This window comes from Pelagibacterium limicola, assembly GCF_015694405.1.
Lineage (GTDB): Bacteria > Pseudomonadota > Alphaproteobacteria > Rhizobiales > Devosiaceae > Pelagibacterium > Pelagibacterium limicola.
Map to the genome: position 1 here is coordinate 422857 of NZ_JADQDB010000003.1, position 14585 is coordinate 437441.

General features: G+C 65.2%; 13 protein-coding genes. 2 read left to right on the forward strand and 11 right to left on the reverse strand.

Translation table 11 applies throughout. The features are described from left to right. Nucleotides 1-19 precede the first annotated feature (19 nt). The 7 genes from I2G20_RS08165 to ccmI form a co-directional block, all read right to left on the reverse strand. On the reverse strand, nt 20-691 hold the full coding sequence (locus tag I2G20_RS08165) for a winged helix-turn-helix domain-containing protein (RefSeq protein WP_196259196.1): 672 nt from the start codon (nt 689-691) through the stop codon (nt 20-22). Nucleotides 692-740: 49 nt separating this feature from the next. Beyond that, entirely contained in the window at nt 741-2252 is a 1512-nt protein-coding gene (locus I2G20_RS08170; RefSeq protein WP_196259197.1) for a Do family serine endopeptidase, read from the reverse strand. A 123-nt stretch (nt 2253-2375) separates the two neighbouring features. Continuing rightward, entirely contained in the window at nt 2376-3149 is a 774-nt protein-coding gene (locus I2G20_RS08175; RefSeq protein ID WP_246472933.1) for a sulfite exporter TauE/SafE family protein, read from the reverse strand. A 216-nt stretch (nt 3150-3365) separates the two neighbouring features. Next, nucleotides 3366-3836 (reverse strand): cytochrome c-type biogenesis protein, encoded by a 471-nt coding sequence (locus tag I2G20_RS08180; protein ID WP_196259198.1) that lies wholly within the window; start codon nt 3834-3836, stop codon nt 3366-3368. Continuing rightward, nucleotides 3833-5809 carry a heme lyase CcmF/NrfE family subunit gene (locus I2G20_RS08185; RefSeq protein ID WP_196259199.1) on the reverse strand — a complete coding sequence of 659 codons (1977 nt, stop codon included), beginning with the start codon at nt 5807-5809 and terminating at the stop codon, nt 3833-3835. Before I2G20_RS08185 ends, I2G20_RS08180 begins: the two co-directional genes overlap by 4 nt. 124 nt (nt 5810-5933) lie before the next feature. After that, nucleotides 5934-6371: a cytochrome c maturation protein CcmE gene (gene ccmE, locus I2G20_RS08190; RefSeq protein ID WP_196259348.1), complete on the reverse strand. Its 438-nt coding sequence runs from the start codon at nt 6369-6371 to the stop codon at nt 5934-5936. A 19-nt stretch (nt 6372-6390) separates the two neighbouring features. After that, on the reverse strand, nt 6391-7458 hold the full coding sequence (gene ccmI / locus I2G20_RS08195) for a c-type cytochrome biogenesis protein CcmI (RefSeq protein WP_246472935.1): 1068 nt from the start codon (nt 7456-7458) through the stop codon (nt 6391-6393). Nucleotides 7459-7606: 148 nt separating this feature from the next. Here ccmI and I2G20_RS08200 point away from each other — a divergent pair, with 148 nt between their 5' ends. Both I2G20_RS08200 and I2G20_RS08205 read left to right on the forward strand, forming a co-directional pair. Further along, the gene (locus I2G20_RS08200) at nt 7607-8650 is read left to right on the forward strand and encodes a hypothetical protein (RefSeq protein WP_196259200.1); all 1044 of its coding nucleotides are present in this window, start codon (nt 7607-7609) and stop codon (nt 8648-8650) included. Beyond that, nucleotides 8647-10599 (forward strand): FAD-dependent oxidoreductase, encoded by a 1953-nt coding sequence (locus I2G20_RS08205; RefSeq protein ID WP_196259201.1) that lies wholly within the window; start codon nt 8647-8649, stop codon nt 10597-10599. The genes I2G20_RS08200 and I2G20_RS08205 overlap by 4 nt, the downstream gene beginning before the upstream one ends. A 6-nt stretch (nt 10600-10605) precedes the next feature. On the opposite strand, the gene I2G20_RS08210 is transcribed toward I2G20_RS08205, so the two are convergent. The 4 genes from I2G20_RS08210 to I2G20_RS08225 all read right to left on the reverse strand — a co-directional run bounded on the left by I2G20_RS08210 (nt 10606) and on the right by I2G20_RS08225 (nt 14561). Then, nucleotides 10606-11862: a hypothetical protein gene (locus I2G20_RS08210; protein WP_196259202.1), complete on the reverse strand. Its 1257-nt coding sequence runs from the start codon at nt 11860-11862 to the stop codon at nt 10606-10608. A 136-nt stretch (nt 11863-11998) separates the two neighbouring features. After that, nucleotides 11999-12475: a hypothetical protein gene (locus I2G20_RS08215; protein ID WP_196259203.1), complete on the reverse strand. Its 477-nt coding sequence runs from the start codon at nt 12473-12475 to the stop codon at nt 11999-12001. A gap of 74 nt (nt 12476-12549) precedes the next feature. Next, nucleotides 12550-13902, reverse strand: a complete 1353-nt coding sequence (locus tag I2G20_RS08220) for a sensor histidine kinase (protein WP_196259204.1) — start codon at nt 13900-13902, stop codon at nt 12550-12552. After that, a complete protein-coding gene (locus tag I2G20_RS08225) occupies nt 13902-14561 on the reverse strand; it encodes a response regulator transcription factor (RefSeq protein ID WP_196259205.1) in 660 nt (219 codons plus the stop codon). The genes I2G20_RS08220 and I2G20_RS08225 overlap by 1 nt, the downstream gene beginning before the upstream one ends. Nucleotides 14562-14585: the final 24 nt, after the last annotated feature.

The window sequence follows — 14585 nt, forward strand, 5'->3', positions numbered from 1 at the left end:
ATCGCGGCGAGCATCCCGGTCAGTCACGGATCATGTATCCCGCGCCGCGGACCGTCTGCAGCAGTTGCTTGGCATGTCCTTTGTCCACCTTGGCGCGCAGGCGGGACATGTGGACGTCGATGACATTGGTCTGGGGGTCGAAGTGATAGTCCCAGACATTTTCGAGCAGCATGGTGCGGGTGACGACGCGCCCCGCGTTCTTCATCAGGTATTCGAGGAGGCGGAATTCGCGGGGCTGGAGCACGATCGCTTCGCCGGCGCGTTCGACCTTGCGCGAAAGCCTGTCGAGGGTCAGGTCGCCGACCTGGTACTGCGTCTGCGCCTCGGAGGGCGACGAGCGGCGGGCGAGGACTTCGATGCGGGCAAGGAGTTCGGAAAAGGCGTAGGGCTTGACGAGATAATCGTCGCCGCCTGCCCGCAGCCCCTGCACGCGGTCGTCCACTTCCCCCAGGGCCGAGAGGATGAGCGCGGGGGTCTGGTCGCTTTCGGCGCGCAGCGACTCGATGATGGAGAGGCCGTCGCGGCGCGGCAACATGCGGTCGACGATCAGGACGTCGTAGCTCATGCCCGAGGCCATGGCATAGCCGGTTTCGCCGTCGGCGGCATGATGTGTGTTGTGCCCGCACTCGTCGAGTGCCTGCATGAGATAGCTCGCCGCTTCCCTGTCATCCTCGATCAGCAGGATCTTCACGCCGGTCCCCCATGGTTCCGGCCCCGCCGAGGCGGGGCCGGATCGTTGCTTACTGGTCGAGCGGGATGCCGATGAACCGCACCACGCCCTCGCGGGCCACCTTGAGCGGCACCGCAGTACGCCCGCTTTCGCGAACGGCTTCGATTGCCGCATTGAACTCGGCGACCGAAGAGACTGCCTGGCCATCGACTTCCTGGATCACGTCACCTGCGCCCAGGCCGCGGGTGGCGGCGATGGAGTCGCGCTCGACGCCTTCGATCAGCACGCCGTCACCGCCGGGATTGGGCGCGATGATGACGCCAATCGTGGTCTCGGAGGCTTCGGGTTCCGGCTCCTCGATGGGCGCGGGCGGGACCGGACCGGCCTCCTCGTCCTCGGGCAGGCGGTCGAGCCTTACGGCAATCTCGATCTCCTGTCCGCCCCTGATGATGCCGAGATTGACAGTCGTACCGGGCGAGCGCTGGGAGATGATACGCGAGAGCTCGCGGCTCGAGCGCACGCCCTGCCCGTCCACCGAAACGACCACGTCGCCCGAACGCACGCCGGCAGCGCCGGCCGGCGCACCTTCGATGGGTTCGGTGACAAGGGCACCATTGGTGTTGGTAAGGCCCAGACCTTCGGCAAGGTCGTCATTGAGATCCTGCAGGGAGACACCAAGGAAGCCGCGGGTCACGACGCCCTCGGACTGGAGTTGGTCGATCACGTCGCGCACAACCGAGGTGGGGATGGCGAAGGCGATGCCCACGTTGCCGCCGGACGGCGAGTAGATCGCCGTGTTGACGCCGATCACCTTGCCCTCGATGTTAAAGGACGGGCCGCCGGAGTTGCCGCGGTTGATGGCGGCGTCGATCTGGATGAAGTCGTCATAGGCGGAGGCGTGGATGTCGCGGCCGCGCGCCGAAACGATACCTGCGGTCACCGTTCCGCCGAGACCGAAGGGATTGCCCACGGCTACAACCCAATCGCCCACGCGCGCTTCGCTTTCGGCAAACTCGACATAGGGCAGGTCGCTGCGTTCTTCGCGGACCTTGAGGAGGGCAAGGTCGGTGCGCGGGTCGGTGCCCACGATATCGACGGCAAGTTCGGTATCGTCATTGAGCAGGACGGTTACTTCCGTTGCGTCCTGGACGACGTGGTTGTTGGTGACGATGAGCCCGTCCGCGGAAATGATGAAGCCCGATCCCACGGCCTGCATGAACTGGCGCGGGCGGTTGGGGCGGTTTTCGTGAGGCATGCCGAACGGCTCCTCGAACTGGTCGAAGAAGCGGCGCAGCGGATGGTCCTCCGGGAGGTCGGGGAAGCGGAACTCGAAATTGGGGCCGCGGCGGGTGAACTGCTGCTGGGCAACTTCACCGCGGACGCGGATCGAAACCACAGCGGGGCTGACGGCTTCGACCAGATCGGCGAATCCGGCGGACGGCTCGGTCGCGGGGACGCTGACCTGGGCCTGCGCGGGTTGCATGGGTATGACGTTGGTGGCGACCGCACCGGTTGCGACGAGCACGGCAAGGGAGGATGCCGCAATCAGCGTGCGGGCGGGTGTCGAGAGGATAGAGCGCATGTCGGTTTTGGTCCTTTCGTTCAAGGCTAACATTCGCATGACGCTTAGATAGGGTCTTTCGCCTTTCCGCACAGTTTCGCCAATATTAAATCTTGGTAATGGACGCGTCCGAATTGGGGCGGTTTACCAGATCGCAGAGCGTATCAATTCGAGCGAGACGAGGGTCAGGACGATCCTGAAGCCCAGGCGGAACCCGGTTTCCGGCATTTGTTCGAGCAGTCGGGAACCGGCAAGAGTTCCCAACAGCCCAGTACCGATCATCGCCGCAACCAGCGGCAGATAGGTCCCGAGGGCAAAACCCAACATGGCAAAGGCAGCAACCTTCAAGCCGTTGGACAACGTCACCACGGCGGCCTGGGTTCCGATGATCGCGCGGCGATCGGGCAGCCATTTGATGAAATTGGCGACCAGCAGGCCTATCGCCCCGACGAGCATTCCGAGCCCGGATATGATGGCGCCGCCAAGGAAATTGGCGGCCGGGCCTTTGGCGGTCACCTCGGGCTGTGGACCCCAGGTGCTGTAGAGCACGAAGGCGGCGATGAGGACCATGAACAGCGCTTCGGGGAGCGCCAGCGCAATCTGGGCGCCGATCAAGGCGCCGGGTATCGCGCCGAGGCCAAACCATATGATCGTCTGCCAATGAAGGTATCGCCGCAGGACCACCGCACGGCCGGCATTGGAGCCGAGCTGCACGAGTCCGTGAACCGGGAGCAGCGTAGCGGGCGGGAAGACCAGCCCAAGCCCCGCCAGCATGACAATGCCGCCGCCCAGCCCGAACGCCGCCGTGAGCGCGGACGTGAAAAAACTGAAGACCAGCAGCGCGACGGCGACCAGCGGCGTCACTTCAGGCGGCAGGAAGCTGGCGAGATCGAAGGGCATGGGCAGACCTTGGGGCAAGAACCGGCTCCGGGCCATATCCCTGAAACCCTACCCATCGCAATTGCCGATGTGCGATGCCCCGGTTGCCCGGATTGCGTCGGGTTAGCATAGAAACACCGAAGCCCGGGATTCTGGCGGTATCGCACTGGATTCCGGGAATAATCCCGGCTCTTGAGCCCCAGTATCGGCACCCAAGCCATCGGTGATAACCGACCTATCGCGATGCCCGAAAGCTCAATCCTTGGCCAGCCGCTCGAGGGCCTTGCGCTCTTCGGCGGTGAGTTTGGGGTCGGACGCGGCAGCAGCGGTGGCACGTTTGCGGCGCGCACCCAGGATGACGACAACGAGGCCGATCAACAGGAAGACCGGCGCGGCAATCCAGAGCAGGACCGTGTGCAGCGCGAAGACCGGCCTGAGCAGGACAAACTCGCCGTACCGCGCAACGATATAATTGATGACGTCGGTGTCGCTGTCCCCCGCCACCAGACGTTCGCGCACAAGCAGGCGCAGGTCGCGCGCCAGTTCGGCGTCCGAATCGTCGATGGACTGGTTTTGGCAGACGAGGCAGCGCAGATTGTGCGAGATGGCCCGGGCGCGGGTTTCAAGAAGCGGGTCGTCCAGAACCTCGTCGGGCTGGACGGCAAAGCCGTTCACCGGCGCAAGCAGAACCACCGCAACGAGCAGGACGAGGAAACGGCGGATCATTGCGCCGGCTCCGACTGCTTGCGGCGTGCCGATTGCGGCGCGCCGATCCGCATGCGGCGGTCGGTCAACGACAGGAACCCGGCACCGGCCATGATCAGCGAGCCGAGCCAGATCAGCAGCACATAGGGCTTGTACCAAAGCCGCACCACGCGGCCTTCGGCGCCGAAGCGTTCGCCGAACTGAATATACATCTGGGTGAAACCGTAGGTGTTAATGCCCGCCTCGGTGGTCGGCATGCGGCTCACGGCATAGACGCGGCGCTCCGATGTGATCCCCCGTGTCGTGTTCCATGGCGTCGTGACGCGGAATGCGCCCTGTTCGGCCATGTAGTTGGGGCCTTCCACCAGACGTTCGCCATCGTAATGAACGGTATAGCCTGCGATCTCCACGCTCTCGCCCTGCCGCATGGAGGTGACGATCTCGGTCTGGAACGCCGTGGCGCAGACGATGCCGATGACGGTGACCCCGACGCCGAAATGGGCAATGGCCGTCGACCACACCGAACGTGGCAGCCCCTTTAGGCGCGACCAGTTCTGGGCGAGGCTCGCGCGGCCGATGGCCCCCTTGTCGGCGATTTCGGCAATGGCTCCGAACATCACCCAGAAACCGATGCCCAGCCCGATCGGCGCGAGGGAAACGGGGAAGCCCATAAGGGCAAAGACGATGATGGTGACGACCAGCGTCGCGACAATGGCGCCTATCAGGCGCTGGGTGACCGCGACGAGGTCACTGCGCTTCCAGGCCAGGAACGGCCCGAACGGGATGAGCAGCAGCAGCGGCACCATGAGCGCGCCGAAGGTCACGTCGAAGAACGGCGCGCCGACGGTGATTCGCGCGCCGGTCAGCGCCTCGAGCACCAGGGGATAGAGCGTGCCGACCAGCACCCCGGCCGTGGCGGCGGAAAGGAACAGGTTGTTGAGGATCAGCGCCCCTTCCCGGCTGATGGGGGCAAAGAGGCCGCCCGAGCGCAAGGCGGAGGCGCGCAGGGCGAACAGCAGGAACGCGCCGCCGACGAAAGCGGCCAGCATGGCGAGGATGACTGTGCCCCGCGTGGGGTCCGACGCAAAGGAGTGGACCGAAGTGAGGATGCCCGAGCGAACAAGAAAGGTGCCGAGCAGGGACAGCGAGAAGGTGATGATGGCGAGAAAGACCGTCCAGATCTTCAACGCATTGCGTTTCTCCATGACGATTGCCGAGTGCAGCATGGCGGTGCCTGCCAGCCAGGGCATGAAGCTCGCATTTTCCACCGGATCCCAGAACCACCAGCCGCCCCAGCCCAGTTCATAATAGGCCCAGTACGACCCCATCGCGATGCCGAGGGTGAGAAAGGCCCAACTGGCCAGGGTCCAGGGCCGCACCCAGCGCGCCCAGGCCGCGTCGATGCGCCCGGAGATGAGCGCGGCCACCGCAAAGGAAAAGCAGATCGAGAAGCCCACATACCCCAGATAGAGCAGCGGGGGATGGATCGCGAGGCCGATATCCTGAAGGATCGGATTGAGCTCGGTGCCGTCCATGGGGGCGGGGTCGGCGCGCCAGAAGGGATTCGAGGTAAACAGCACGAAGGCCGAAAAGGCCGCAACCATCAGACCCTGCGTCGAAAGCACCAGCGTGCGCAGATCGTCGGGGAGGTTGCGCGAGAAAGCCGCGAGGCCCGCCCCGAACAGCGCGAGCGTCAACACAAAGAGCAGCATCGAGCCTTCGTGGTTTCCCCAGACGCTGGTGAATTTGTAGAGTGTGGGCTGGATCGAGTGCGAATGCTCGTAAACCAGCCGCACCGAGAAATCGGACACCATGAAGGCCTGCACCAGCGCGGCAAAGGCCAGGCCGACGAGCACGAACTGCATGATCGCCGCCTGCTGCACGAAATGCGACGCGGCGCCGCCTCGCTGCCAGAATGCAAAACCCGCCACCGTCTGCGCGAGCGCCAGCGCGAAGGCGAGGACAAAGGCAAAGTGGCCGAGTTCGATAATCATGCGCGTAACGCCCGGTCATGTTGGCCAGCATCGCACCCTCTCACCCCCATCCCCTCTTGGGAGAAGGTGGATCGCCCAAAGGGCGAGACGGATGAGGGGGCTGCAATGTCAAGGATACCCACGGTCACTCCTCGTCCCCCTGCCAGACGCCCTGCTGGCGCAGGGTGTCGGCGACTTCGCGGGGCATGTAGTTTTCGTCGTGGCGGGCAAGGACGCTGCTGGCAAGGAAGGTTCCGTCGCCCTGCACGGCGCCTTCGGCGACAACCCCCTGCCCTTCCCGGAAGAGATCGGGAAGGATGCCCGAATAGCGCGCGGTCATCTGGGTCTCGCCATCATGGACGACAAAGACGTTCGCCTCGCCGTCCTGCTGCCAGCTTCCCTCGAGCACGAGGCCGCCGATCCGGATCGGCAGGCCCGGTTCGATGCCTCTCTCGGCGATCTCGCTCGGCGAATAAAAGAAAACGATCTGGTCGCGCAGCGCGGTAAAGATCAGCGTAGCGGCGAGCGCGAGGACCACGCCGAGGCCGGCAATGACGGACAGTCGCTTCTGCTTGCGGGTCAACGCCACGTTTGCGTTCTCCTTATAATCCAAGTTCCTGCGCGAAGGCTTCGAGCGCGATGCGATCCTCGGGCGCTAGTTCGGCAAGGCCGCGCTGAAGATCGTCGCGCGCCGCATCGGCGCCATCGATCACCAGCCGCGAGCGGACGAGCTGCATCCATTCCGCAGCGCTTCCGCCTTCGTCATACAGGCGCGCCGCCAACCCCTCAACCATGCCCCTGATCATAACCTCTTGAGTAGCGTCGGGAGTCGGCTCGGCGAGGCTGCCACCCGTCGTCCCCGCCTGCGCTGCAGCGAGGCCGGAACGGGCCGTCGCGACCCAGGGTTCCGTGCCGACGGCAATATCGAGCAGATACTGCCACAGCGCCGCCGCCTCGTCATAGTCCTCGCGCCGGGTCAGCTCACCGGCGAGATAGAAGCGGGAACGGACGTGCATCGGGTCCCGATCGGCGGCAGACCGCAAAAGGGCGATCACGTCGTCGTCGGCCATGCCGTCATTGACCATGATGAGGGCTTCGGCGAGATCGGTTTCCGTCTCGGCGTCGGGTGGATCGAGCGCGAGAATGCGCCGGAAGGCGTTCGCCGCCTCGGGATAGCGGCCCATCTGCATGTAGACCGGGGCGAGCGCGCGCCATCCACGGACGTCGTTGGGCGTCTCGACCAGCCTCGCTTCGACCTGCGCCACCGCCTCGGCGATGCTGACATGCGTTTGGTCGGCGGCGAAATCCCGCGCAGCGAGCGGTTGGGCGGGGAGGTCGGCCCGGCCGATGGCGAAGTAGGTCCCGAAAGCAACGAGCGCAACCAGGGGCAGTGCCACGAGCATGGGGAGGCGGACGGACCCCTTCGCTGCCTCGTGCTTCTTTTCGCGTTCGAAGCGCATGACTTCGCGCGCAAGTTCAGCGCGGGCGGCGACCGCTTCGGTGTCCGAGATTCGCCCGATGCGCAGGTCTTCCTCGATGCCCTCGAGCTGGCTGCGCAGGAATGCGCGCGTCGGGGCATCTCCGTCTTCGGCCATGACTGGCCTGCGCATCGCGAAATAGAGCGCGGCGAGCACGGTGAGCGTCAGTAAAGCGGCGAATAACCAGAGCAAGTGCAAGCCAAACCCTTGAAAACCAGATCGATCATGTTTCTATAGGCTAAAAATCGTTCGCTTTGCAGGCCCAACCGGGGCGCGCTTTGCCGCACCGTTCGCGAAAGGCGCGGATGGTGCGGATATTTCGAGGAATACTGGCTGGATCATGGGCGAACCGCAGCAAACCATTGCCGTTGCAGGCTCGACCCCGTTTGCTTTCGTTCTGGCTGGATTGCTGGCGGCCGATCACGGCCGGAAGGTGTTCGTCATTGCCGGCCCGCCCTCCCCTCATGGCGTTCCACCACCACCCTCGCTCTCGGTCGCGCCCCTTACCCGGCCCGAGACCCTGCAACTGGCCGCTGCCAACGCGCCGGATATCATGCGGCGGATCGCCAAAGTCGCCCCTGCAGCCTTCGACCGGACGGACCTGACCGTCCACGCGACCACGCCCTATCACGCGACGGCGCTGAGCCATTTCCGGCATCTGGGCGCGGGCCTAGGGCTGGCCGTGGAGCGGCTACCCTCCAGCGAAGACGGGCTTTCGCTGCGGGTGCGTGACGTCACGCGGCTCTCGCCCACGCCGTTCCTCGCGCATGTCCGTCAATGGGCATCGCGGATCGGGCTCGAATGGGTCGAGGATAGGGCGAGCCTGTCCATACGCCGCAGCGGCGCGGCGCGGCTGGGCAGCGACGACATCGACCAGCTCGTCCTTGCCGACGACGAAGCGATTTTCGAGCATCTCGACCCCAACCTCTGCCAGGCCATCGGGTTTGGCGTCGCGCGCACGGCCTTTCTTGCGGAACGCGGCCACGGCCTGACGGATGTGGACCTGCGCCTGCCTGACGGCACGCTGCTGAGCCCCTGCCGGGATGGAACGTTGCTTGCTTATGCCGATAGTGGCGACGGGCTCGCCGATGCGCGGGTGGCGGCCAGCCTGCCTGAGGCCGCGGATACGCGTCAGGCGGCGGTCCGCCATTACCGGCAATTGCGCACCCACGATGGCGGGCCGGTCGTCGGGATGCCCAAGGGGAGCCGGATTTACCTCTCGGTGGGGCTGGGGATGCTCGATATCGCATTGGCGCCGGTCATTGCGCGGCATATCTGCGGCCTCGGGCATGGTTTGGAGGCGGAGTGGTGCGGGTTGCGTACGCCCGGCCGGAGCATGGCGGGCTCGCTCGTCGCCGACATCGGGGACGGAGAAGCGGCATGACCCAGCCCCATCGACTGGGCGCCGCGCTGCCCACCGAATTCGAGACCCCGCTGATCGACAGGTCGCGCCCGGTTGTCTTCACGGTCGATGGCAAGACGGTTCACGGCTTTGAAGGCGATACGGTTCTGTCGGCTCTCCTTGCAAATGGCGTTCTCAGCGCAGGCACACAGTCCGGGCACGCTGTCGCGCTCGACGCGGCTTCCGCGCCGCCCGTTACGGTCGAAGGGGGGCGCGGCCAGATCCCCATGGCGCTTTGCCCGGCGCTGGACGGTGCACAGTACCGCACCGTCGGCCTCCGCACGGCTGCCGCGCCGCTCAAGTCCCTGTTTTCCCGGCGAGGGTACAGTCTCGGCCACGATCTCGGTGCACCGCGCCGCCCCGGCGGCTGGGTCGATTCCGAATCCGACGAAACGATAGAGACCGATTTTGCGGTCGTCGGCGGCGGCGTGGCTGGTCTTTCTGCCGCACTGGCCGCCGCGCGACGCGGATTTCGCGTGGTTCTGCTCGAAAGAGAAGCCGTGCTTGGCGGGATGGCTGTGTTTTTCGGCAAGGCCGACGGCGAAACGCCTCCGCTCGAGGCCATTTCGGGTCTGGTCCAGGAGGTCGAACGCCAACCGGCGATCTCGGTTCTGGTTGGCGCCGAGGTGTTCGATCTCGGCCAGAACCGCCTGCGCGCGGTCAGGGTGACGCGGCAGGCGGGGCTGCCCAAGGCGCACCACATCGCGGTCACCTTCTCCCATGCGGTCCTGGCGACCGGCACCGACGAAAGGATGCCGGTCTATTCCGGCAATCGCCTGCCCGGTGTCATGGGCGCCGCGGCGCTCTGGCGGCTGGCAAGCCGCTACGGGGTATGGCCGGGCGAGAGTTTCCATCTCCACACGGCCACCAATGCAGGCTACCGCATCGCCATCCTGGGCGCAGAAGCGGGCAAGTCCGTCCACCGGGCCAGCGATCCGCGGCCCGATCCGCGTACCCGTTTCATCGAGTTCTGCAAGGCCTATGGCTTCCGGCTCGGCTGGGGCACGCAGATCGCCAAGGCCGGGTCCGACCGCGGCAGCATCGAAGTCCGTCTGGCCGATCCCGTGTTCGGCGGCGTCGAGGCAGAGCCGGTGCGCGCGGATGCGCTGATCGTTTCGGGCGGATGGCAGCCCGCGCTGGCGCTGTGGCAGTTGGCAGGCGGCGGGCTTGCCTGGGACGCGGCACGCCATCGACTGGTGCCCACCGGCGCGGCCGGGCCTGTCGTGCTCGCAGGCGCAGTTGCAGGGTTTTTGGGTACGCCAGCCTGCATCGAGAGCGGAGCCGTCGGTGTCGCGCGGCTGGTGGGCGACGATCCGCGCCCGATTGCCGATCCGCAGATCGACCCCATTTACGAGAGCCTTGACGGCCCCATGACCGTCGGTCCGGCGCGGGGACGGCGCGCGCCCCCGGCGTGGTTCGGCCCATCGCGACGGGCCGCGCTCGCGCCGCGCCCGCCGCGCGGACTGCGGGCCTTCCTCGTGCGCCAGCCACCCGAGCGTCCCGAAGATGTGCGCGCGGCCGAATTGCCGGACGTCGCGGGCGCCCTCGCTGCCGGTGTATTGCCGACTGGTGAAGCCGCGGACTATTGCCGGCAATGGTGCATTGTCCCGCGCGCCTTCCGGCGCGGCGACCTGCCGGCCAGTCCCGATCCCGAGGCCGGACAATTGCCGCGCTATCTCGTCGGCCGTTTCGGTGCCGGTCAGGAGAAATGGAGTCTCAGGCCCGAGCAGGATCGTATCCTCGAGCCGGGCTGCCTTGTCTTTGTCAACACCGACGACGCCCATCCCCGCACGGCAATCGGCGTGATCCTTGCGGGCGGCCGTGGGGCGTGCACGGCGCTCATGGCGCGTACCGCGTTCGGGGAAGGCGACGTGGTTTATGTCCGGGACGGGACGACCCCTATCCCCGCGCGGTTGCGCAGGCGGGAGTGAGGCTTCTCACCCCTGCGCCATGCGGCGGTCGGCGCCGTCACGGGCGCGGCGGAGGACCTCGGCATATTCAGGGTTGTAGCGGATTTCGGCCATCTTGATCCCGGCATCGATGCGCTCGCGGGCCACCGGGTCGGTCGGATTGGCGCGGTAATGATCGAGTGCCCGCGTCACCAGCACCTCGACCGCCTGGCCCGTATCGTTCCAGGCCTTGTCCAGAAGGGCGTTCACCGCGAGCGAATCGCGGCTCTTGCGGATGGTGAGCAGGAGATACAGGCTGTTGAGCGCCATCAACACATCGCCGGGATCGAGAGAGTCGGCGCCGTCACGCGGGCGGCGGAGCGCCTGGGTCACGTGCAGGCTGATTTCCTTCATCGGCCGCTCGAGGCGCTCGGAAAAACGGGCGGTCAGATTGGTGATGACGGTGCCCCAGAGCGATTTGCGTTCGATCTCGAGATTGTAGTTGATGGCCCGCATCAGCCGATGGAAGCGGTCGATCGACTTGCAGGCAAGATCGTGGTCCGCGAACATGCCCGAATGCGCGGAGAGCTTGCCGATCTGGTTCTGGGCGTGGCTCAGGATCGCCTCGACCAGCGGCGCGTATCCGGCGTTGGCAATGTGAACCTCGGTATTGCCGCCCGACAGCTTGGTGACCGCCGCCATCACGCGGCTGGGATTGGCCATGTGGCCCACCATCGCCTGCATCCAGAGCGCGCGGGTCAACTGGTTCGAAATACTGATCGATTGCAGCGCGGCCGAAATGGTTGCCTCGTCCTGCAGCTTGCCGATGGCCTTGCCGAAATTGATCGCCTGTTCGAGCAAGGCATGACGGCGCATGGCCATGATGAGATAGGGCAGCCGCATGCGCGCATCCTCGCCGCCCATTTGCAGCGTGTTGCGGCGCTCGGCCTCGTAGTCCTCCTTCTCGTGCGCGGCGTTTTCCCTGAGGCGCTCGAGAAATTCGGGGATCATCAGAAGGAAGGCGGTGCGCGGCTCGGCACCGGAATCGATGGCATCGACCAACCGTGCGACTTCGGAATGAGCGATGTCGCGTGCGATCCATGTCCAGATGGACTTCGCCAGGTCGCGGTCGACGGCACCCCCGAGATGGTGATGAACGGGAGGATCGACCAGCACGTGATCGAGGGCGATGTTGAACGCTTCGAGCCCGAGGGGTTCTCCGGCGTTCTTTTTCGGCGCTCCACCGGCGCTAGTCCGGGGCAGCGTCTCTCTTGCAACGCCGGCGCGGGGCTTGCCTTTCAGCATAGGGGACTACCACGGACAGAAGGGCCTTTTCCAGATTCGCAATTTATGCGCGGAACGTAAATAAACCTTTGTGCCGGATGCGCTAAAGCAAACGCCGGGAACGAGCCCGGCGCTTGCAACTCCTTTAGGCCTGAGGTCAGGCGCTGACGACGCCCCAGGCGCCATCGACCTCGCGGCAGGCCGTGCCGGATTTGGTATAGGTCTGCCCGCCTACCGTCACGCGATGCGAGAACTCGCGGCAATCGAGATTGTTGACGCGGACATAGGGGCCAACGGAGACCTGTCCGCTGGCGCCGGCGGCACTCCAGGAGCGCGGAGCGCCGGGGCGGCCGAACTGGAGCGCATAGAACTGCGCGTCGTTGGCAGCGCTGCGCTGGGTGGCGTTGAGCTGAGGCAAGGCGGAGGCGTCGAGATAGGAATAGCTGCCCGGGTCGAGGCGCGCCTGCTGGATTGGCGCGCTCTGCGTGGGCTGGGGCGTTTCGAATTCAGGCAGGGTTTGCATGGTCGGGGCGGGCGGCAGACTTGCCTGCGTCGTCGAATACCCGGTCGTCCGGCTACACGCCGCCACCGAGAACGCCAGAACCACCAGTGCGATTGCTTTCAGCATCTTCATTTCAGCTACCTTTCCACGGCCGCGTCCGTTTCGCTTCTTCCTCATCGCCCAATGCGGCGAAATTGCGTACTGCCTCAGGCCCTTGTGCCGCTGCGGGCGGCGGGAAGCAAAAGGGTCGCCTTAAGTCCGCCCATTTCCGACGGGGTCAATGTCAGTGAACCCCCATACACATCCACAAGTTCCTTGACGATATCGAGCCCAAGGCCGCTTCCGGGCGTTTTTTCGTCCAACCTGACACCGCGGCGCAACACTTTCTCGGCATCTTCCTGCGAAAGACCCGGTCCGTCGTCATCGATGACGATCCGCACCCGCCGGGCACCGTCGGGGCCGGCTGATAAACGGACCGAGGTTCTTGCCCATTTGCAGCCATTGTCGAGCAGGTTGCCCACCATCTCTTCGAGATCGCTCTCGTCGCCCCGGAACCAGGGGGTGGCCTCGTCCACGACGGTCGCAACATCGCAGGCCTTGTTGATCTTGGCCATGACGCGGCCCAGCCGCGCGAGCACCGCTGCCGTGTCGGAGCGCTTGCCCACGACGCTTGAACGCGCCGCCAGCCGGGCCTTGTCGAGATAGGTCGAGACGATGCGCGACATGTTTTCCGTCTCGGTCATCACCGTCCGGCCCAGCAGGGACGTATCGGCATCGGCTTCGTTGCGCAGCACGGCGAGCGGGGTCTTGAGCCCATGGGCGAGATTGCCGACCTGGTTGCGCGCCCGTTCGATGATCTGGGTGTTGGAGCGCAGCAGTTCGTTGACCTCGTCGGCGAGCGGGGAAATCTCCTGCGGAAACTCACCCTCGACGGTAGGCCGCTCGCCTTCGCGGACAGCCTCGACCGCCTCGCGCAGCCGCTCGATGGGACGAAGCGCAAAGCGGGTCAGCATGGCGCTCATGGCGGCAAGGATCAGGGCGACGACGCCGAGGACGATAATCGCCTGCCCGCGAAACGCGGCCGCCTGGCTTTCGAGATCGGAAAGGTTGCCCGTGACGAGGATCGAGATGCGTCCGGTGCCGGCAAGAAGAATCTGGCGCTCGGCGGCGCTCAGGCGCTGGTCGTAGGCGTCCATGATGACGCCCCTGCGCACGCCGCCGGCGCCGAACGCGCCAGTGAGTTCGGGCAATATGGTGCCGACAAGGGATGGAGAGAGGTTGAGGATTGCGCCGGTTTCGCTGCGGATCTGCCAGTACCAGCCCGAAGTGGGCCGGGCGAACCGCGCATCCGCAAGAGCCAGATCGGGGGATGCAGGCGATTCAGATGAAAGCGTCTGTCCAACCAGCGAAGCGATGTGAAAATCGAGGCTTTCGGACAGGTCACGATCGAGCGCCTGCGAGTAGAGCTCGGTGAGCAAAAATGCGGTCGCAACGAGCGTGACGATCAGCCAGCCTGCTGACAGCCAGAACAGCCTGAATGCGATCGAGCCGCGCTGCATTAATCAGCCAGAATCTGGTAGCCGAGGCCCCTGATCGTCTGGATAAGTTCCTCTGGCAGCTTCTTGCGCAGGCGACCGACGAACACTTCTATGGTATTGGAATCGCGGTCGAAATCCTGATCGTAAAGATGTTCGGTCAGCTCGGTGCGCGAGATGACCTTGCCCTTGTGGAGCATAAGATAAGAGAGCAGGCGGAATTCGTGGGAGGTCATCTTGATGGCCTGCCCGTCAACGGTCACGCGACCCGCCTTCACATCGAGCCGGACATTGCCTGCGGTGATTTCATTGGAGGCATGACCAGCGGCACGGCGAACAAGCGCACGAAGCCGCGCCAGCACTTCTTCCATATGGAAGGGCTTGGCGACATAGTCGTCGGCGCCAGCGTCGATTCCCTGCACCTTGTCGCTCCAGCGATCGCGGGCCGTCAGCAGCAGGACGGGCATGGATCGCCCCTCGCGCCGCCAGGCTTCGAGCACCGAAAGCCCATCCATCTGCGGCAGACCGATATCGAGGACCACCGCATCGTAGGGCTCAGTATCGCCGAGGAAATGGCCTTCCTCGCCGTCGGTGGCGCTATCGACCACATAACCTGCGTCGGTCAGCGCCGTTACCAGCTGCCTGTTGAGATTTTCGTCGTCTTCGACAACCAGTATCCGCATCTGCCCCGCCCCGGCTGATTTTAT

Coding starts and splice junctions, on each gene's coding strand:
- I2G20_RS08225 (WP_196259205.1), bottom strand. CDS start 14,561: ATGCGGATACTGGTTGTCGAAGACGACGAAAATCTCAACAGGCAGCTG.
- I2G20_RS08170 (WP_196259197.1), bottom strand. CDS start 2,252: ATGCGCTCTATCCTCTCGACACCCGCCCGCACGCTGATTGCGGCATCC.
- I2G20_RS08185 (WP_196259199.1), bottom strand. CDS start 5,809: ATGATTATCGAACTCGGCCACTTTGCCTTTGTCCTCGCCTTCGCGCTG.
- I2G20_RS08200 (WP_196259200.1), top strand. CDS start 7,607: ATGGGCGAACCGCAGCAAACCATTGCCGTTGCAGGCTCGACCCCGTTT.
- I2G20_RS08215 (WP_196259203.1), bottom strand. CDS start 12,475: ATGAAGATGCTGAAAGCAATCGCACTGGTGGTTCTGGCGTTCTCGGTG.
- I2G20_RS08220 (WP_196259204.1), bottom strand. CDS start 13,902: ATGCAGCGCGGCTCGATCGCATTCAGGCTGTTCTGGCTGTCAGCAGGC.
- I2G20_RS08210 (WP_196259202.1), bottom strand. CDS start 11,862: ATGCTGAAAGGCAAGCCCCGCGCCGGCGTTGCAAGAGAGACGCTGCCC.
- I2G20_RS08180 (WP_196259198.1), bottom strand. CDS start 3,836: ATGATCCGCCGTTTCCTCGTCCTGCTCGTTGCGGTGGTTCTGCTTGCG.
- I2G20_RS08205 (WP_196259201.1), top strand. CDS start 8,647: ATGACCCAGCCCCATCGACTGGGCGCCGCGCTGCCCACCGAATTCGAG.